The organism is Rhizobium sp. FG113 (assembly GCF_057809895.1).
In genome coordinates this window covers 545137-563257 of record NZ_JBMDKV010000002.1, presented here as the reverse complement: position 1 = coordinate 563257, position 18121 = coordinate 545137, and the positions used below count along the sequence as shown (strand labels likewise).

The following is an 18121-nucleotide window of genomic DNA, read 5'->3' as shown; positions in this document are numbered from 1 at the left end:
ATGCCCGGCAGGGCAGAGAGGGCCTTCTGGGCCTTCCTCCCCGCCTAGACACTGGAAAGAAACGAACTGATGAACCGGCTGGCGCTGGCGCGGGAATTGAACGGAATTGCGGCGATGCCGGGCGTGGAAACGTCCGTGCATGGGATCGCTGCCGTGTGCGATCCGCTGGGCGGGCTTTATCTGCCCGACACCGGGGTTCTCGTCGTCTCCGACCTGCATCTGGAAAAGGGCGCCGCCTTTGCCCGGCGCGGCATGATGCTGCCGCCCTATGATACGCTGGCAACGCTGACGGTGCTCTCGGCCGTCATCACCCGCTACGATCCGAAGCTGGTGATCTCGCTCGGCGACAATTTTCACGACCGGATCGGTTCCGCGCATATGCCGGAGACATTCCGCACGCTGATTTCGGATATGGCGCGCGGGCGCGAGTGGATCTGGATCAACGGCAATCATGATCCCGATGGCACCGTCGATCTGCCCGGTGCCTGCGCCGACGAACTGCATCATGGCGGCCTTACCTTCCGGCACGAACCGAAGGACGGGTTGCAGAGCGGCGAGATCGCCGGCCACCTGCATCCCTCGGCTACGGTGCGCCGGCGCGAAAAATCCATCCGCCGGCCGTGTTTTGCCACCGACGGCGCAAGGCTGCTGATGCCGGCTTTCGGAGTAATGAGCGGCGGGCTCGATCTGCGCCATAAGGCGATGAAGGGGCTGTTCGATCAGCCGTCACTGATCGCGCACCTGCTCGGCCGCGACCGAATCTATTCGGTCCGGTTCGGCAATCTACTTGGCTAGCGCTTAGAGCGCGACGTAGCGGTCTGCGCGGTGGTTGATCGTGAGGAAGAGATTGAGCACCACGGCGCCAAGCACCGAGTAGAACACGACGGGCGGCGTGGTGACGAAGAAGGCAGCCGCTAGCACGCAGAGATCGACGGCCATCTGCACGAGGCCGGCGCGGATGCCGAAGCGCTCCTGCATGTAGATGCCGAGAATGCCAACGCCGCCGAGGCTGGCGCGGTGGCGATAGAGCGCCAGGAGGCCGAAGCCGAGGAGAAGACCGCCCAGAAGCGCTGCCCAGGCCGGGTGGATCGTCGCGATGCTCATGACATTGGGCTGCACGCTTGTCAGCAGCGAGGTCAGGCCGATGGCAATGAAGGTCTTGATGGTGAAGGACACACCGAGGCGCTTCCACGAGAGATAGAAGAACGGCAGGTTGAGCAGGAAGAAGGCAAGGCCGAAATTGATCCCGAACGCATAGTGCACGAGGAAGGCGATACCCGCCGTGCTGCCGGTCAAGAGACCGGCGCTTGCGAGCACATAAAGGCCAAGGGCAGCGACAAGGCTGCCGGAGAAGATGCCCTGCACGTCCTCGACAGGCGTGTGGCGCGTGGCGCTCGTGTTCCAGAAGCCAAGGGCATTGATGAGCTGAGTCATGTCGCTAATCTCCAACGGCAGACGAGTTCAAGAACGCCCGGGCAGGCCCCAGGCGGCAGGGGATGTGAATGATTTGTCGCCGGGCGGCATTCGCGCTCTTCGGCTTCTGAGCGGAATTATCCGGTTCATTCGGCACGTTTTCAAGCGAAATACGTAAGCAATACTGACCTATTCAAACTTCGCAAGAATCGGTCCGTCAGGCGCTCTTGCGTGCAAGGAACAGAATGCCCGGAATGATGTTGGCGCCATCTTTGCGAATGGTGGTGCGGCTCATCGCGATCACCTCGAAGCCATGGCGGGCGCAGAGCGATCGGATATAGCCTTCCGAATGCGCATAGCGCAGGGAATGGGCAAGATGAACGCCCTCCTCATTCTCGGTTTCCTCGACGGAAAAGCCGAAATCGGCGCCATCGGCACAAAGGGCCGCAACCGATGCAAAGGCAATCTCGAGATTGCCGAGATAGATCAGGACATCGGCGGCCGTAACCAGATCTGCGCGATGCAGGCCGCCATCCAGTAACAGTCCTGACTCGTCTGCGGGCAGCGACAGATCCGCCTGGGCGAGATGGTCGTAGACCTGCTTTTCCTCAGCCTTCGCCAGCATGTTTTGCGAGAGGTCGAAGCCTTCGAGCCGGTCGGCCATGGCGCGGATTTCCGGACCCATCAGCCCGGTGCCGCAGCCGAGATCGGCGGCCAGCGCATAGTGCCGGCCGGTCGCTGCGATCATCCGGGCGAGCTTTGCCGGCACGTCGTAGCCGAGCTTGTCCACCAGCGAGGTCTCGAAGCGGGCGGCGTAATCGTCGAACAGGCGCTCGACATAGATGCTTGGCGGCTGATCGGGCACGGCGATATCGCCAAGGAAGGCGAGCTTCAGCGTGGCGCCGAAGATATCGTCCTCGGTGAGCTCGCGGGTTCGCCTGTAGGCCTCGATCGCTCCGGCGACATTGCCTGACTTTTCGCGGTAGTTGGCAAGCCAATACCAGCCGACCGCCCAATCCGGCACCAGCTCCAGCGCCTGCTCCATCAACTCGGCGGCGGCATCCGGCTCGCCGCCCTTGTCCAGCATCCTGGCATAGTCGGCACGGCGGTCGGCGATGGCATCGCCTGATGTCTGGAGATGGGGCGGCATGATGGTGACCTGTTGCGCGGCCCGCATTTGGCGATGGCCACAAAAAAACTCAAGTCCTATTTCAGAGGCTGACGCGACAGCCCTGAAAAAGCTTGCGGGCAACGATTCGCGCCCGTATCTCAGGGGTGAACAGGAGATGATGCATGTCCGATCAGGTGAACAAGTTTCTGGGCGACTCGCTCGGCCGTACATTGATCAAGCTTTTGGTGGTGTCGCTGATCGTCGGCTTCATCATGGCCGTCTTCGGGCTGGCACCGCTGGATTTCATCTACGGCATCCGCAATTTCATCCTTGAGGTCTGGCATCGCGGCTTCTCCGCGCTCGGCCGCGTCGGCGACTATCTGATGCTCGGCGCCACCATCGTCATTCCGATCTTCCTCATCATCCGTCTCTTCAGCTATCGCCGGTAACATGACCTCCATCGATCTCTCACGGCGCAGCCTGCTGCGCTTTTCCGCGCTTGCGCTTGCAGCCGGCGTCGCCAGCTGCGCCACCGGGCCGAAAGAGCCCTCGACACCCTCCAACGGCGAAGACCAGACGGCGGCCTCGCTGCCGCTCGTCAACCAGCTGCGCGCCAAGAACGGCCTGCCTCCATTGACGGTCGATCCGGCCGCGACGGCCGCCGCCCTCTTCCAGGCCAAGCGCATGGCAGCGGCCGGCAAGATGAAGCACGTGATGGGCATCGCCGATGGTTTTGGACCGCGCGTTAAGGCGAGCGGCGTGCAGCTGCCGGCGGCGGAAAACATCGCGACCGGGCAGCAGACGGTTCCGGCCGTCGTCACCGCCTGGATCAACTCACCGCATCATCTCGAAAACATGCTCGGCCGCTATAGCGGGCTTGGTGTCGCGGTTGCCTATAATCCCGCTTCCCGCAACGTGCCCTATTGGGCCATGGTGCTTTCCAACTGAGGTGATTCCGCCTCTTTGCCGGGAGGCGGGTTTTGGACGCAGGCGTAAACAGCAGCGATAGCCGCAACGGCCTCGCCTTCGAGGTCACACACCGGATGGTGCTGTCGATCGCCATTCCGATGACGCTCGGCTTTATCACCACGCCGCTGCTCGGCCTCGTCGGCACTGGCGTCGTCGGCCACATGGGCGATCCCGATGCGCTGGCGGGCCTGGCGATCGGGGCGATGCTCTTCGATCTCATTCTCGGCAGCTTCAACTTCCTGCGCGCCTCGACCACCGGGCTGACGGCGCAGGCCTATGGGCGGCGCGACCGGCATGCCGAGCAGGGCGTTTTCTGGCGGGCGATCATTTCGGCGCTCGGCTGCGGCGTTGCGCTGCTCTGTCTGTCACCGCTGCTTCTAGCGGCGGGCCTGACGCTGATGGGGCCGGAGAATGCCGTTGCGCAGGCGACCAGCACCTATTTCTCCATCCGCATTCTCGCAGGGCCGGCAGCGCTCGCCAATTACGCGATCCTCGGCTTCGTGCTCGGGCGTGGGCAGGGAAGCATCGGCCTCCTGCTGCAGACGATCATCAACGGCATCAACATCGTGCTGGCGATCGCGCTTGGCCTCTGGCTCGACTGGGGGATATCAGGCGTTGCCTGGGCGACGACCGTCGGCGAGACGATCGGGGCGCTGGTCGGTTTAATCATCGTACTGAGAAGCTTCGACCGCGCTGACCGGCCGACGCGCCGCGAACTTTTCGCCGGGCACGCACTTGCAGAGCTTTTCACGCTCAACCGCGATATCCTGATCCGCACCTTCGTGCTGCTTGGGGCCTTCGCCCTGATGACGCGGATCGGCACCAGCTTCGGCGCCGTGACGCTGGCGGCGAACGCCGTGCTGATGAACTTTCTGATGCTGTCGAGCTTCTACCTCGACGGGCTGGCCAACGCCGCCGAGCAGATCACCGGCCGCGCCGTCGGGGCGCGCTACCGCCCGGCCTTCGATCGCGGCTTGAAGCTGACGACGATCTGGTCGTTCGGGCTCGCCGGCATCATCTCGCTGTTCTTCCTGGTAGCCGGAGAGCGGCTGATCGCGGCGCTGACGACGTCACCTGACGTGCGTGAGGCGGCAAACCTCTATCTGCCCTGGGCGGCGATCACGGGACTGACGGGTGCCCTCGCCTTTCTGATGGACGGCGTCTTCATCGGCGCCACATGGTCGAGCGACATGCGCAACCGCATGCTGATGTCGTTTGTCGTCTATCTGGCGGCGCTCGCGATCTTCGTGCCGCTCTTCGCCAACCACGGCCTGTGGCTGGCGATCAACCTGTTCCTGTTTTCGCGCGGCGTCTTCCTGGTGCTCCGGGTCAGAGAGCGCGCAGATCAGACGTTCCGGCCGGCCCAATAGTCCGTTTTGCTGTCACGCAGTTCGCGGATCGAGGCGACCTTCTCGCGATCCATCAGCTTCGACAGGCCGCGAACAATGTCACCCGCCAGGCCCGGGCCTTCATAGACCATGCAGGAATAGAGCTGGACGAGATCGGCGCCCGCCTTGATCTTCTCCAGCGCCGTTTCGGCAGAGGAGACACCGCCGGCGCCGATGATCGGCAGAGCGGGGCCGACGCGCTTGCGCATCTTCGCCAGAACCACGGTCGACTTTTCGAAGAGCGGCTTGCCGGAGAGACCGCCCTGCTCTTTCGCCTGGCGCTGATCCTTGAGGCCGTCGCGCGACAGCGTGGTGTTGGAGACGATCAGGCCATCAAGCGTATGCGAGAGCGCTTCGGCGGCGATGTCGTCGATGCCCTCTTCCGTCAGATCCGGCGCGACCTTGAGGAATACGGGGATCTTGCGGCCGGATTTTGCGGCTTCCTCGTCGCGCGCGGCAAGCACGGCCGACAGCAGCGCCGAGAGGCTCTCGCGCGCCTGCAGATCGCGCAGGCCCGGCGTGTTGGGCGAGGAGATGTTGGCGGTGAAATAGCCCGCCAGCGAACAGAAGCGGCGGATGCCCTTCACGTAGTCGTCGATGCGATCGGCGCTGTCCTTGTTGGCGCCGATATTGACGCCGATGATGCCCTTGCCCCGGACGGACGACAGGCGCTGGAAGGCGGCGTCGTGGCCCTCATTGTTGAAGCCGAGGCGGTTGATCACGCCTTCGTCCTCGACCAGGCGGAAGATGCGCGGACGCGGATTGCCGGATTGCGGCTTGGGCGTGACCGTGCCGATCTCGGTGAAGCCGAATCCGATCTTCAGCAGCGCTTCCGGCACTTCGGCGTTCTTGTCATAGCCGGCGGCCATCCCGATCGGGTTGGCGAACTCAAGCCCGGCGACCGTCTGGCGCAGGCGCGCATCTGCAGGTGCGGCGCAGGCCGGAACGAGGCCTGATTTCAGCGCCGCGATCGACATGCCGTGCGCCGTTTCCGGATCGAAGAGGAAGAGGCCCTTGCGGGCGGCGTGCTTGAAGAGATCGATCATGGCTGAAGGTCCGGAAAGATGTGTTTGCCTTCGGCATCGAGCGGCAATGGCTTTTCCCAGAGCACGGCCGAAAGCGGGAGGTCCGCATAGAGATGCGGGAAGAGATCGCCGCCGCGCGACGGCTCGAAAATCAGCTTGTCGCCAAGCGCCGCAGCATCGACGGCGACCAGAAGCAGGCCGGTCTGGCCGGCGAAGTGCAAGGCTGCTGTCTGCACCGCCTGGCTTGCTGTCGAGAAGTGGATGAAGCCGTCCTTGAGATCGATGGCGGCGCCGCGGAAAACGCCGGCCGCCCGGGCGTCCTGCCAGAGCGTTTCCGTCACGATCTTGTAAAGCGTGGGTGTCAGGGTCATGATGGCCTCATGAATGGCTGGTCTTTCCCGGGCTTTGCCGCAGTTGAGCGGCGATGTCCACGCGCTCACCGCAAAAAATGCGGTGGCCATCGAGATTTCCGGAGGAAACCATGAAAAATATCACGCTCAGCCTCGTCGCCATCCTCATTCCGCTTGCCGCTTCCGCCGCGGAGCCGGACGCGAGCCGCTTCCAACTGGAGCGCAGCGGCGACCATTTCGTGCGGCTCGATCGCCAGACCGGCGCCATGTCGCTCTGTGAGGAGAAGGACGGAGCGCTCGTCTGCCGCATGGCCGCCGATGAACGCGCAGCTTACGAAAGCGAACTCGACCGGCTGTCGGACCGGGTGACCGCGCTCGAGAACAAGAGCATCGTCAACAAGGCGCTGCCATCGGACGCCGAGATCGACCGCTCGATCGGCATCATGGAGCGCTGGATGCGCAGCTTCATGGGGATCGTCAAGGAATTCCAGAGCGAGGACCAGGGCAACGCCCTTCCGCAAAAGACATGATTTGCTATAGTCTGCTTTAGCAGGAAGGCATGAACCGTGGAGGAAGGCGGTGCATGGACTTCATGATCGGGCTCTTGGGAGGGAGTTTTCGATGCATGAGCAGACAATCATTATTGCCGATGACCATCCACTGTTTCGCGATGCGCTTCGCCAAGCCGTGACCGGAATGGAGGGTCATCCCGACATCGTCGAGGCCGGCGATTTCGCGGCCGCGCGAAAGTCGGTCGGCGAGCACCCGGATGCCGATCTCATGCTGCTCGACCTCGCCATGCCGGGGGTGAGCGGTTTTTCCGGGCTGATGGCATTGCGCTCGGAATTCGCAGGCCTGCCGATCGTCATCGTTTCGGCGTCCGACGATGCGACGACGATCCGCCGCTCGCTGGAACTCGGCGCCTCCGGCTTCATCTCGAAATCCGCGGGGATCGACGATATCAGGCTCGGCATACAGACGGTGCTTGCAGGCGATATCGCAACGCCTGAGAGCTACCGCGACGGGCAGGAGCAGGACCCCGATGTGGCCGACATCATCCACCGGCTGCACACGCTGACGCCGCAGCAAAACCGGGTGCTGACCATGCTTGCCGAGGGCCTGCTAAACAAGCAGATCGCCTATGAACTTGGCGTCTCCGAGGCGACGATCAAGGCGCATGTCTCGGCCATTCTCCTCAAGCTCAATGTCGACAGCCGCACGCAAGCGGTGATCCAGCTCGGCAAGATCAACATGGCGATGGTCGCCTGACAGGAGAGAGGATTTTATTCCTCTTGTCTCTTTACTCCTGTTCGCCTTCCGGTTAATCTTTCAGCCGATAAGGAGCGCCGTTGCGCGCACGGGATCAGGCGACATGCTGTCACACGAGCAGATCTGGGGAGCGCTCGACAGGCTTGCCGAACGGCACGACCTGACACCCTCGGGGCTTGCCCGCCGCGCCGGCCTCGACCCGACCTCCTTCAACAAATCCAAACGTCTTTCCGCCGATGGGCGCCTGCGCTGGCCATCGACGGAATCGATCGCCAAGGTTCTCGAAGCGACCCGGTCCAGCATGGAAGAGTTTTTATCCTTCATGCGGCCGCAGGGCAGTTTCTCGACGCTGCCGGACGGCGCATTTCCCCCGCAGGGGAGCTCCATACCACTGCTCGGCTTCGCGCAGGCGGGCGCTGGCGGCTTTTTCGATGATGGCGGCTTTCCGGCCGGACAGGGCTGGGATGTCGTGGAATTTCCGGCCGCACCGTCTCAGAAGGCCGGCGTCTATGCGCTCGAGGTTCAGGGCGAAAGCATGATGCCGCTCTATCGCGACGGCGACGTTCTGATCGTCGAGCCGGGCGCGCAGGTGCGCCGCAACGACCGCGTCGTGGTGAAGACCCGCGAGGGCGAGGTGATGGCCAAGGTGCTGATGCGTCAGAGCCCGCGCTCGATCGAACTCATGTCGCTCAATCCCGAGCACCCGAACCGGACGATCGAACTCACCGACGTGGATTGGATCGCCCGGATCATCTGGGCCAGCCAGTAGGAAAATCTTCCATGAAGCCTGCGGCACTTGTGACAGCGACTGCGGGAATAGCGATCGTCATCGGCCTGATCGCCGCCGGCGAGCATCGGTTGAGCGGTGCTTCGGACGCGAGCGAGATCGCGGCATCTGCGCAAGGGGTGGCCGCGCAGCAAACGCCCTCGCCCGCGCAACCGACGACGAACCCGGATGCCAGCATGATGGCGCGGCCGGTGGATGACGCCAGCCAATTCTACCCGACCTCGGTCGATGGCAAGCCATTGGAGCGCGAACAGGCGCCGGAGCCGGAGAAAAAGCCTGCCGTGATGGCCGAGAAAGGGATCGACCTGCCGCGCCCGGTGGCCGAAAGCGCCGGCGTTCTCGGCTTCGGCGACAGGCGGCTGCAACTGGCAGGGCTGACGCCGACGCCGGTCGACAAGAGCTGCGCCGGAGCCGGGGGCACGGAATGGCCCTGCGGCATGCTGGCGAAGACCAATTTCCGGCTTTTCCTGCGGCTTCGGACCGTCAACTGCGATCTCAGCGATCCCAATTGGAGCGGCACCGCGACGGCGAGTTGCAAGATCGGCGCGCAGGATCTTTCCGAGTGGCTGATCGAGAATGGCTGGGCAGAGGCTACGGCGGGCTCCGCCTTCGCGGATGCCGGGGCCAAGGCAAAGCAAGATGGAAACGGTATCTACGGGCAGGATCCTCGCCAGGTCGGCGCAATCGAAACACCCGACCTGACGCAGCCTCAAGATATGAGCGATCCCTTGTAATGGGCGTGGCCAGTTCCTAAACTCTGCAGACATTTCAGAGGAACCATGCAGACATGAACAAGCCGCTTTCCGCCCACGACGCGTTGATCTACGTGATGGTCATGGCATCCGCCGTCGACAGCACGATGAATGATCGGGAACTGGAACGTATCGGACAGCTGATCGGCTTTCTGCCTGTGTTTCGCGGCTTCGACGACGACAAGCTGATCTCGGTCGCCCGCGACTGCGCGGCACTTCTGTCCGGTCCCGAGGGGCTCGATGTCGTTCTCGAGACGGTCAAGGACACGCTGTCGCCGAAGCTTTACGACACGGCCTATGCGCTGGCGGTCGAGGTCGCGTCGGCCGATCTTTCGGTGAAGGCGGAGGAACTGCGACTGCTCAGCCTGCTGCGCGACCGGCTCGGCCTCGACAAGCTCACCTGCGCCGCGATCGAGCGCAGCGCCATTGCCCGTTTCCGCAAGGGTTAACCCGCCTAGTATAGTCCGTAGGGGAAGTAGCGCAGGTAGATTTCCTGCAGGCGGCCGCTGCGCGAAAGGGCAGCCAGCGCGTGGTCGAAGGCCGAGCGCAGGACTTCGTCCTTTTGCCGCAGCATGATCGTCATGCCCTCGCCCAGAAACTCTTCCGACATATAGGGACCGTCGAACAGGGCGCAGCATTTCTCCGATGCCTGCGACGACACCCAGAAGGAGAGCTGCAGCGAATCGGCGAAGACGGCGTCGACCTTGCCGTCCTTCAATGCTGCCAGCAGCGCCTCCTTGCTGTCGAACGGCACCGCCTTGACCTTTGGGAAATAGGCGGCGAGCATGGCGGCGTGGGCGGTTTCCTTGACCACGCCGACGGAGCGATCGGCAAGGCTTGCGGCATTCTCGCCCTTGATCGGCGCCTTCAGATTGCGGGCAAAGCGGGCGGGCAGCATCAGATACGGGCGCGAGAAGGAGAACTGCCGGCGCAGCTCGCTGCCGACGGCCAGCCCCGCGATCACGGCATCGCCCTGCGAGGCGGCCAACGCATCCTTGAGATCGCCGAAGGGCAAGGCCTGGATCTGGCACTTGTCCGATATCTCCAGCTCGGCGCAGATCTCGCGGGCGAGATCGACATTGAAGCCCGAGAGCTTGCCGTTCTGATCCATGAAATTGAAGGGCGGAAAATCGACTGAAGTCAGGAAACGCAGGCGCACGAGGCTCGTCAGATCAGGCTTGGCCAAGCGCTCGCGGCTGTCGAACAACAGCGGCAAGGAGGGCGCTGCCTGCTGCGCCGCAGCCGAAAGAGGTAGCCAAAACGCCGCCAGAAACAGCCAGAGGCTGCAAAACCCCTTAGGATTGAGAGATGCCAGCTTAAATCGCACCATTATGATCTGCCCCGGGGACTGCACTGCCAATTCAAGGACGGTGTATCAGAGTCATGCGTATCGGGGAATATGCGTCGGGCGGGATCAGCACTCGTCACACGACACTTCAGGAGCGACCGAAACCTCCGATCTTGCCGGCCGTGCCGGCGGGCGTGGTCAATGATATCAAACAGATCGAGATCGAAGCGCTGCTCCGCCTCGGCATCGGCAAGCCGACGATCGCGCGCGCGGCGGCCATGGCCCGCCATAACGGCACGTCGATCGAGCGTGAACTGCTGGCCAACCGGTGGGTGGACGCCGAGAACTATTATGCCGGTCTTGCCCGCGCGCTTCGCCTGCCATTCCTGTCACAGCTCGATCCGGCCCTGATCCATGACGACCAGGCGCTCGACACGCAGCTGGCCGACACGCGCTCCGTGCGGCTGAACTATGCCGACAAGGCGATGATCGCCATCATTCCCGAGGCCGGCCGCCTGTTGGCGCTGGCGCAGACGATCGAGGCGCGGCCGGGGCTTGCGGAGCGGATCATCGTCACCACGCCCGTCGCGATGCGCGACGCCATCTGGCGCGTCGGCGCCAAGCGACGGGTGAAGGAGAGCATCGGGACGCTGTTCGAGGACAAGGACCGGTTCAGCGCCCGCATCGTGCTGTCAGGCAAGCAGGGGTTCATCGCCGGCGCGGCACTTTGCGCGCTTATATTCGCGGCGTTTTCCGAGCTGCCGCTGATCGCGATCGTTCATCTCGCGCTGTCGTTCATCTACATGGCGGCGATCCTGCTCAGGGCCTGCGCACTCAGCCACCGTCGCGGCCCGCAGCCGACACCGCAACCCACGGAGCGGCTGCCCGTCTATTCCGTGTTCGTCGCGCTCTACAAGGAGGCGGAGGTGGCCGGCCAGCTGGTCGCGGCGCTGAAGCAGCTCAACTGGCCGATCGCCAAGCTCGACATCAAGCTGATATGCGAGGCCGACGACCACGCGACGATCACGGCACTTGAGAAGCAGGATCTCGGCCCGCAGTTCGAAATCGTCGCGGTACCGGTCTCCCATCCGAGAACGAAACCGAAGGCGCTCAACTATGCTCTGAGCGCCGCGCGCGGCGAGTTCCTCGTGATCTACGACGCCGAGGACAGACCGCATCCGGACCAGCTGTGCGCGGCCTATGCGAGCTTCTGCGCCAGCCGGGACGACGTCGCCTGCCTGCAGGCGCCGCTGATCATCTCCAACGTCGGCAGCTCATGGATCAGCGCGGCCTTCGCGCTCGAATACGCTGCGCTGTTTCGGCTGGTGCTGCCGATGCTGGCGAAGCACCGGCTACCGATGCCGCTCGGCGGCACGTCCAACCATCTGCGTGTCGCCGATCTCAAGGCGTGCGGCGGGTGGGATCCCTATAACGTGACTGAAGATGCCAATCTCGGCTTGCGGCTCTACAGGCTCGGCTACCGCTGCGGCGTCATCGACTGCCCGACCTACGAGGATGCGCCGACGACGCACAATGTCTGGCTGAACCAGCGCACACGGTGGTTCAAGGGATGGCTGCAGACATGGCTGGTGATGATGCGCGCACCGGGCAAACTCGTGCGCGAGATGGGGATCTGGCCGTTCCTCGTTTTTCAGGTATTGATCGGCGGCATGCTCGTCGCTTCGCTGGCGCACCCGTGGATGGTCATGCTGATCCTCACCACCGCCAGCTACATGATGCTGGGCTTCCCTGAAACCGGCACTGGCGAGGCGCTGCTGTTTCTGGTCGATGTCGCCAACATGCTGGGAAGTTACGTCATCCTGCTGGTGCTCGGCCGGCGCGCCATGCTGCGCGACGAGAAGCGAAAGGTCGGCTGGCGCTGGGTTGCCCTGCCCCTCTACTGGATGATGATATCGGGCGCAGCGTGGCGCGCTGTCTTCCAGCTGCATTTCAAGCCGTTCTTCTGGGACAAGACCCCGCACCTGCCAACGGTCTCTTCGCAACCGATGCGCGCGACCACGGCCCCTTCACAATGACCCGTCCCACTAAATTCTGTGGACCCCGGGATGCGTTAGTTTCGTCTTAAGCAATATGGATTCTAGTCGCGTTCGACGACACCGGTTCCCGACCGAATGCATGATGCGCCTGTCGAGCCTTAGCGGGCATCTCCCACGGCGCCACAAGCGCCAGCTCTGCCTTCGAAAACGCCTGTCCTTGAAAACGATCGTATCCGGCCATCCCCCTGGCCGCAGCCCATGGGCCCATTCATGCTGAAAAACTTCAAAATCCGCACCAAGATCATCTCGGTCGTTGCGCTTCTCGGCGTCATCGCGATCGGCGGTCTTGTCTATGTCGTCGAGGAATTCCGCGGCGCCGATGCCGCCTACAGCGCCTTCATCGACCATGAAGCGCTGGCAGCCATGCAGGCCTCGCGCGCCAGCGCGTCTGCCACCGCAGCCGTTCTGCAGGCAACCGTCATCTCCGATCTCACCCCCGGCACGCCCGACTTCGATGCCGCGATCGCCGCGCCCAGCAAGATGCCGCAAGCGCGCGAGCGTCTACAGCAGGCAGCCGACCTCGTGCCGAACCGCAAGCCCGCGATCGACGAGATCATCGCCGGTATCGACGAGATGGACGCGCTCTCGAACAAGGTGTTCGAGCAGGCCAAGGCCGGCGACCGCACCGGTGCGCGCGCCACGGCAGCCGAGCTTAACGCCAAGCTCTCGATCGTCACGCCGAAGATGATCGCCAACAATGATGCGCTGATGGTGCAACTCAATGACGGCGGCGACGCGCTTTCGGCCACGGTCAACAGCCGCATCCTTTACTGTTTTGTGCTGATCGGGCTCGCCGTGCTTGTCGCGATCGGCCTCAGCATCTGGATTGCGCAGGCCGGTATCGCCGCGCCGATGGCCCGGCTTCGCCAGCGCATGACGCGGCTTGCCGAGGGCGAGACGGCAAGCGCCGTCGACGGCATGGACCGGCAGGACGAAGTGGGCGAGATGGCGGCCGCCGTCTCGATCTTCCGCGACAACGCCATCGAGCGTGTGCGTCTCGAGCGCGAGGCGGAGCGCAACCGCAATCTCACCGACAGCGAGCGGCGCGAAATCGAAGCGCAGCGCGCCACCGAGGCGGCCGACCTCTCGCGCACCGTCAGCGCGCTCGGCGACGGCCTGCGCAAGCTTGCGGCCGGCGACCTGATCTCGCAGATCAACACGCCGTTCGAAGGCAGCCTGGACAGCCTGCGCCAGGACTTCAACAACTCGATCTTCAAGCTCAACGAAACGATGCAGACCGTGGGCGACAATGCCCGCGCGATTACGGCCGGCGCGGGCGAGATCCGCTCGTCTGCCGACCAGCTCTCGCGCCGCACCGAGCAGCAGGCAGCCTCCGTCGAGGAAACAGCGGCCGCGCTGGAAGAGATCACCACCACGGTGAAGGACGCCGCGCGCCGGGCGGAAGAAGCGCGCACGCTGGTGTCGAAAACCCGCCACAGCGCCGAGCGATCCGGCGAAGTGGTGCGCAAGGCGGTCAATGCCATGCAGCAGATCGAACAGTCCTCGGCCTCGATCGGCAACATCATCGGCGTGATCGACGACATCGCCTTCCAGACCAATCTTCTGGCGCTGAACGCCGGCGTGGAAGCCGCGCGTGCAGGTGAAGCGGGCAAGGGTTTCGCTGTTGTCGCGCAGGAAGTGCGCGAACTTGCGCAGCGCTCCGCCAATGCCGCACGCGAAATCCAGTCGCTGATCCTCACTTCGGGCAACCAGGTGAAATCCGGCGTATCGCTGGTCGGCGAGACCGGCAAGGCGCTGGAAGAGATCGTGCATGAGGTGCAGGAGATCAACCAGCACGTCAACGCAATCGCCGAGGCCGCGCGCGAGCAATCGATCGGGCTGCAGGAGATCAACACGGCGGTCAACACGATGGATCAGGGAACGCAGCAAAACGCCGCGATGGTGGAAGAAAGCACCGCCGCCAGCCACAAGCTCGCCACCGAGGCCGCCGCACTCAACACCCTGCTCGACCAGTTCAAGCTCACCGGCACCGGCGGCAGCACCATGGCGTTCACGCCACGGGTGGTTCCCGACGCCAACGAGCCCCTGGCGCCGCGCCCAGCCAAGCCTGTCTTGACCCGCAAGGCGCCGGTGCGGATCGCCACCTCGGGTGTGACGCGACCGACCTCCTCGCCGGCGCTGGCACTCGGCCAAAAGCTCGCCAACGCCTTCGGCGGCACGTCTTCCGCCGACAAGAAGGATGACGACTGGACGGAATTCTGAGCCGCGACAAGGCTCTCGCAAACATGAAATGGGCGGCTCAAGGCCGCCCATTTTCATTTCGGCTAATGCCGACTTTACCCGCGATGTGATCGATCTTTCAGACGAGACCGAGCGAGATCTCTTCAACCTTGCGGCCACGACCATAGTCGCGCTCGTAGGAGGAGCGGCGGTCGCTGCGCTTGTATGCGGCAACGTCGAGTTCCGGCATATGGTAACCATCCGCGTAGGTGCCGGTGTCATCGGCGTCGACGACATCGCGCTTTGCGGTGAAAATCTTCAAGAGCATTTCGCTATTCCTCCTCGTGTGCGCCAGTAACGGCCAGAGCGCCGTCCAAGTTCCATGTACCGGAGAATAGTTAAAAATTAACCACGTTCATTAGGGATTCGTCAAGTACACGGAAAGCGTTAGGGTGTGGGGGTGTTCAGCGGTGATGCGGGTCGGGATGCACGGGTGCCCGGCGCGAATGGGGCGCTGGAGATCACGTATTTTGACAAGAGAAAGTGAGGCGAGGTACCGACGCTAGTATTCTGCTTTGGGGGTTCGAGCTAAATGGACATTGTCGGGAAAAATTGAAGCACACCCCAGAGTTATGTAGTTGCGCCGCTCTCCAGCGCAACTGCCGCCATCGAGCGTCGCGAACGCGCCCGAGTGTCGAGCTACGGCACGAGTTCCAGATCGCCCGGTTTCCAGCTCTTGTCGAACCATGGCTCCAGGGGTGCGTAGAGCCGCATGATCACCTGCCAACTCTTGCCTTCACGGGTCTCGACCCAGTTGCCCGCGTGGCCGGCCGGGGCCTTGGGGCCGAACCACACTGTATACGACCCGTCGGAGTTGGCCTTGATATCCTTGGAGTTGCTGTCTACGCCGGCAGTGCGTTGATCGGTTTCAAGCATGGATCGCGTCTGGGCGTCATAGACGGTGAAGGACCAGAATTGCTTGGCGGGCACGGGACCGGGCAAGGTGACCTTGTAGGTCTTGCCGCCGTCCAAATAGGCCCCGGTCGTATCTCGCACCGCAAACGCATAGGCAGAGCCCGTTCCGGGTTTCGCTGCGGCCATCGAGGGGGTGATGCCGGTTGCGGCATAGTGGAAGAGCGTGCGAGCATCGAGCATGCGCTCGCCATGGTCGAGGAACTGGTAGCTGTTGCCGATGAAGCCGTTGCCCCACTGGCGATCGGGATAGAACTTGACCCGGGGATCGCGCGAGGAAAACAGGATCGCGCGCGCCGAGGCGTTGCCGACCGCGACGGCATCGACGAGGATCGCCTTCATGCGGGCGTCGGGATTGAACGGCTGGCCCTTCTTGATGCCGATCGAGGCGAATAGGCCGACAATCTCGGGGTCGAACGCATCCTCGGGCTCATGCTGGATGACCTCGTCGATCTCCTGGTAAAACCTGAAATCGTTGGCATGAATCGTGTTGATCTTCTTGCCGGTCATGTTGACGAAGGCTGTCTCAGGCGGATTGTCGGCCGACGCGTAGGGATAGATCCGGGCCTTCTCCTTCACGATCTTGACCGCCGCCGCCACGTCGTTGTTTTCGACGAAGACGCGGCACAGCACCCAGTTGATATAGGTCGGCGAGCGGACGACGAAGTAGCCCTCCTTCGGCAGCTCGCCCTTGTAATCGGGCGCGACGAAGAGATATTTGCCGCCCTTGCCCTTATCCGGACCCGTCAGGCCGATGTCGGTGACGAAGCGGAAATAGGCGTCGTCAACAGGACCAAGGGCGTTCGGCGGCACCTCGACGACCATCGGGCCGTCCTTCAGGTCGATGCAGAAGAAATTATAGACTGTCGTCGCGTTGGGCGTGAGAAACAGCGAGCGCGCGTCCATCAGCTCTTCGGTGATGCCGATCCCCTTGTTGGGCGCGACGCCGGCATCGCTCAGGCCCTTGCACATCGCATGCAGCGAAGCCGCTGGCACGCCGGACAGGAACGCCTGGATGCCGCGGGAGAAATCGAGCTGGTCATAGGCCTTCTGCGCCGTTGCCTCGTCCGGCAGGCCATCGAAGAACTTCAGCGTGCCGATCCGGGTCTCGACCGTGGATGGGGTGGTGATGTCGCTCGGGACATCGGCGGAATATTTCGGCTGCTCGGCCATTACCGGCGCAGCAAGCAGCAACATCAGCGCACCCGCGAGGCGACTGTACATGGTCATGGCATGTCTCCTTGTTTGCGACTGCATCAGGTGCGGTTCAGTTGGCGATCGTCGGCTCGGGGAAGGTCCAGGAGCCATCGAGAATTGCCGCGCGTGGCCGGTAGAGGCGGACGACATAGTTCCAGTCCTTCATCACGGGCAGGCAATTGACGATCTTGCCGTCGCAGCCTCCGAACTGAACGGTGACCGATCCGTTATCCTCCTTCGCGGTGACGCTATTGAGAGCGTAGGCGTTGTATGGGTTCTTTTCGTAGAACCCTTCAGCGTTGTAGACGCTGATGGACCAGAAGCCATCGACCGGCACGTCCTTGACCGTGAGCTTGTAGACCACCTTGCCGTCATTCTTGGCCGGAACGACGTTAAGGTATCGGGCGTCCTTGTCCGGATTTCCGCCCCACCCATAGGCCGCGCCAATCAAATGACGGATCGGATCGACCTCCGCTTTCGTCCCAAACGCTCTGTCGAAGTTTGAAAGTGTCGATGCCAGAACGAGAAGCGCGTCGTGTATCTTCTTCTGACTGGCGGCGTCGTAGGTCGGCAGTTCCAATGTGCCGGCGCCATCCTGGCTGGCCTTGATCCCATCCTGCAGCGCATGGACCTGTTCAATATCCTTTGGGTCGTTGGGATCAACGAGAATGCGGGTGCCGATCAACACGTAACGCGTGCCGACGGTGGCCTTGTCGAAGCTGTGCGTGCCGGCGCCGTAAACGGTGGTCGCATAGTGATCTTGGCTCACGGCCATCAGGGACATGAAGCGCGAGCCGGGATCGGGCAGCGTGAAGGTGACCGGGCCGGCGTCGAGGTCGAAAATCCCGAAACTGTAGAGCGTGTCGCGGTTGAGCCGAATGATCGAGTGATCCTCGATGGGCGCCGGCTCGCGGTGATGAACGAGTTTCGCAAGCCCGCCGGCCTGCTTGGCGAGGCCGCCGATATAGGTGTCGGATTCGGCCCGCACGAAGTTGTCGGCCGTCACGAGCGTGGGGGCGGACTGGCTGAAAGCGACGGACGGCAGGAGAAAGAGCAGTGCAACTACGGAGGGGCCAACGCGACGGTTCATCAAAATCTCCCATGTTAGACAGGAGTCTTCTAAGTGGTCGCAGAAGATGCGGAGAAGTACGTAACAGTAACTGCGACGTAAATGGCGATCGTTGGCCTGGAAGGGGCGACTGGGTTTGGCGCGATCCTTGGTTAGCGGCGACCGGCCAGACGCGGACATTTACGGGCGTGCTTACCGTTGCGTACTTACGCGGGTTTTGCCTCCGTGACATCATTCGATCGGCGCATAAGGCGACGATGCCTGCCGCCAGGCTGCGGCGCTCGACGGAGATT

Annotated in this window: 19 protein-coding genes; 11 read left to right on the top strand and 8 right to left on the bottom strand. The window is 63.1% G+C overall.

The genetic code is table 11. The annotated features are described in order from the left end of the window. The first annotated feature begins 69 nt into the window (after nt 1-69). Nucleotides 70-795: a ligase-associated DNA damage response endonuclease PdeM gene (pdeM, locus tag ACODTZ_RS09920; protein WP_489025414.1), complete on the top strand. Its 726-nt coding sequence runs from the start codon at nt 70-72 to the stop codon at nt 793-795. Nucleotides 796-798: 3 nt separating this feature from the next. On the opposite strand, the gene ACODTZ_RS09915 is transcribed toward pdeM, so the two are convergent. Then, entirely contained in the window at nt 799-1434 is a 636-nt protein-coding gene (locus tag ACODTZ_RS09915; RefSeq protein WP_209232641.1) for a YitT family protein, read from the bottom strand. A 196-nt stretch (nt 1435-1630) separates the two neighbouring features. After that, entirely contained in the window at nt 1631-2563 is a 933-nt protein-coding gene (locus ACODTZ_RS09910) for a class I SAM-dependent DNA methyltransferase (protein ID WP_489025413.1), read from the bottom strand. A gap of 143 nt (nt 2564-2706) precedes the next feature. Here ACODTZ_RS09910 and ACODTZ_RS09905 point away from each other — a divergent pair, with 143 nt between their 5' ends. The 3 genes from ACODTZ_RS09905 to ACODTZ_RS09895 all read left to right on the top strand — a co-directional run bounded on the left by ACODTZ_RS09905 (nt 2707) and on the right by ACODTZ_RS09895 (nt 4863). Continuing rightward, nucleotides 2707-2973: a DUF6460 domain-containing protein gene (locus tag ACODTZ_RS09905; RefSeq protein WP_018898330.1), complete on the top strand. Its 267-nt coding sequence runs from the start codon at nt 2707-2709 to the stop codon at nt 2971-2973. A 1-nt stretch (nt 2974) separates the two neighbouring features. Further along, nucleotides 2975-3472 carry a CAP domain-containing protein gene (locus ACODTZ_RS09900; protein ID WP_047507248.1) on the top strand — a complete coding sequence of 166 codons (498 nt, stop codon included), beginning with the start codon at nt 2975-2977 and terminating at the stop codon, nt 3470-3472. Between the two features lie 95 nt (nt 3473-3567). Next, nucleotides 3568-4863, top strand: coding sequence for an MATE family efflux transporter (locus tag ACODTZ_RS09895; RefSeq protein WP_489025465.1), 1296 nt, complete (start codon nt 3568-3570; stop codon nt 4861-4863). Here the strand turns inward: ACODTZ_RS09895 and ACODTZ_RS09890 are convergent. Both ACODTZ_RS09890 and ACODTZ_RS09885 read right to left on the bottom strand, forming a co-directional pair. Continuing rightward, on the bottom strand, nt 4839-5927 hold the full coding sequence (locus ACODTZ_RS09890; protein ID WP_489025410.1) for a quinone-dependent dihydroorotate dehydrogenase: 1089 nt from the start codon (nt 5925-5927) through the stop codon (nt 4839-4841). The two genes, ACODTZ_RS09895 and ACODTZ_RS09890, sit on opposite strands and share 25 nt — an antisense overlap. Next, nucleotides 5924-6277, bottom strand: coding sequence for a DUF952 domain-containing protein (locus ACODTZ_RS09885; protein WP_489025408.1), 354 nt, complete (start codon nt 6275-6277; stop codon nt 5924-5926). The genes ACODTZ_RS09890 and ACODTZ_RS09885 overlap by 4 nt, the downstream gene beginning before the upstream one ends. Nucleotides 6278-6387: 110 nt before the next feature. On the opposite strand from ACODTZ_RS09885, the gene ACODTZ_RS09880 reads away from it, so the two are divergent. From ACODTZ_RS09880 to ACODTZ_RS09860, 5 genes are all read left to right on the top strand, one after another. Beyond that, on the top strand, nt 6388-6786 hold the full coding sequence (locus ACODTZ_RS09880) for a hypothetical protein (RefSeq protein ID WP_112940945.1): 399 nt from the start codon (nt 6388-6390) through the stop codon (nt 6784-6786). A gap of 91 nt (nt 6787-6877) precedes the next feature. Next, a complete protein-coding gene (locus ACODTZ_RS09875; RefSeq protein WP_489025406.1) occupies nt 6878-7525 on the top strand; it encodes a response regulator in 648 nt (215 codons plus the stop codon). 103 nt (nt 7526-7628) lie between these two features. Further along, nucleotides 7629-8294 carry a S24 family peptidase gene (locus tag ACODTZ_RS09870; RefSeq protein ID WP_018898323.1) on the top strand — a complete coding sequence of 222 codons (666 nt, stop codon included), beginning with the start codon at nt 7629-7631 and terminating at the stop codon, nt 8292-8294. Between the two features lie 11 nt (nt 8295-8305). Next, nucleotides 8306-9046 carry a thermonuclease family protein gene (locus ACODTZ_RS09865; protein WP_489025404.1) on the top strand — a complete coding sequence of 247 codons (741 nt, stop codon included), beginning with the start codon at nt 8306-8308 and terminating at the stop codon, nt 9044-9046. 53 nt (nt 9047-9099) lie between these two features. Then, nucleotides 9100-9513 (top strand): tellurite resistance TerB family protein, encoded by a 414-nt coding sequence (locus tag ACODTZ_RS09860; RefSeq protein ID WP_047507238.1) that lies wholly within the window; start codon nt 9100-9102, stop codon nt 9511-9513. A gap of 5 nt (nt 9514-9518) precedes the next feature. Here the strand turns inward: ACODTZ_RS09860 and ACODTZ_RS09855 are convergent, their stop codons facing one another. Further along, complete coding sequence (locus tag ACODTZ_RS09855) at nt 9519-10394, bottom strand: transporter substrate-binding domain-containing protein (protein WP_047507236.1); 876 nt, start codon at nt 10392-10394, stop codon at nt 9519-9521. Nucleotides 10395-10447: 53 nt separating this feature from the next. Here ACODTZ_RS09855 and ACODTZ_RS09850 point away from each other — a divergent pair, with 53 nt between their 5' ends. Continuing rightward, nucleotides 10448-12388, top strand: coding sequence for a glycosyltransferase family 2 protein (locus ACODTZ_RS09850; RefSeq protein ID WP_489025402.1), 1941 nt, complete (start codon nt 10448-10450; stop codon nt 12386-12388). A gap of 231 nt (nt 12389-12619) precedes the next feature. Then, complete coding sequence (locus ACODTZ_RS09845) at nt 12620-14632, top strand: methyl-accepting chemotaxis protein (protein ID WP_489025400.1); 2013 nt, start codon at nt 12620-12622, stop codon at nt 14630-14632. Between the two features lie 97 nt (nt 14633-14729). On the opposite strand, the gene ACODTZ_RS09840 is transcribed toward ACODTZ_RS09845, so the two are convergent. The 3 genes from ACODTZ_RS09840 to ACODTZ_RS09830 form a co-directional block, all read right to left on the bottom strand. Then, the gene (locus ACODTZ_RS09840) at nt 14730-14918 is read right to left on the bottom strand and encodes a hypothetical protein (RefSeq protein ID WP_018898317.1); all 189 of its coding nucleotides are present in this window, start codon (nt 14916-14918) and stop codon (nt 14730-14732) included. A gap of 371 nt (nt 14919-15289) precedes the next feature. Beyond that, complete coding sequence (locus ACODTZ_RS09835) at nt 15290-16792, bottom strand: DUF1254 domain-containing protein (protein WP_489025398.1); 1503 nt, start codon at nt 16790-16792, stop codon at nt 15290-15292. Between the two features lie 37 nt (nt 16793-16829). Next, entirely contained in the window at nt 16830-17849 is a 1020-nt protein-coding gene (locus tag ACODTZ_RS09830; protein ID WP_489025397.1) for a DUF1254 domain-containing protein, read from the bottom strand. Nucleotides 17850-18121 lie beyond the last annotated feature (272 nt).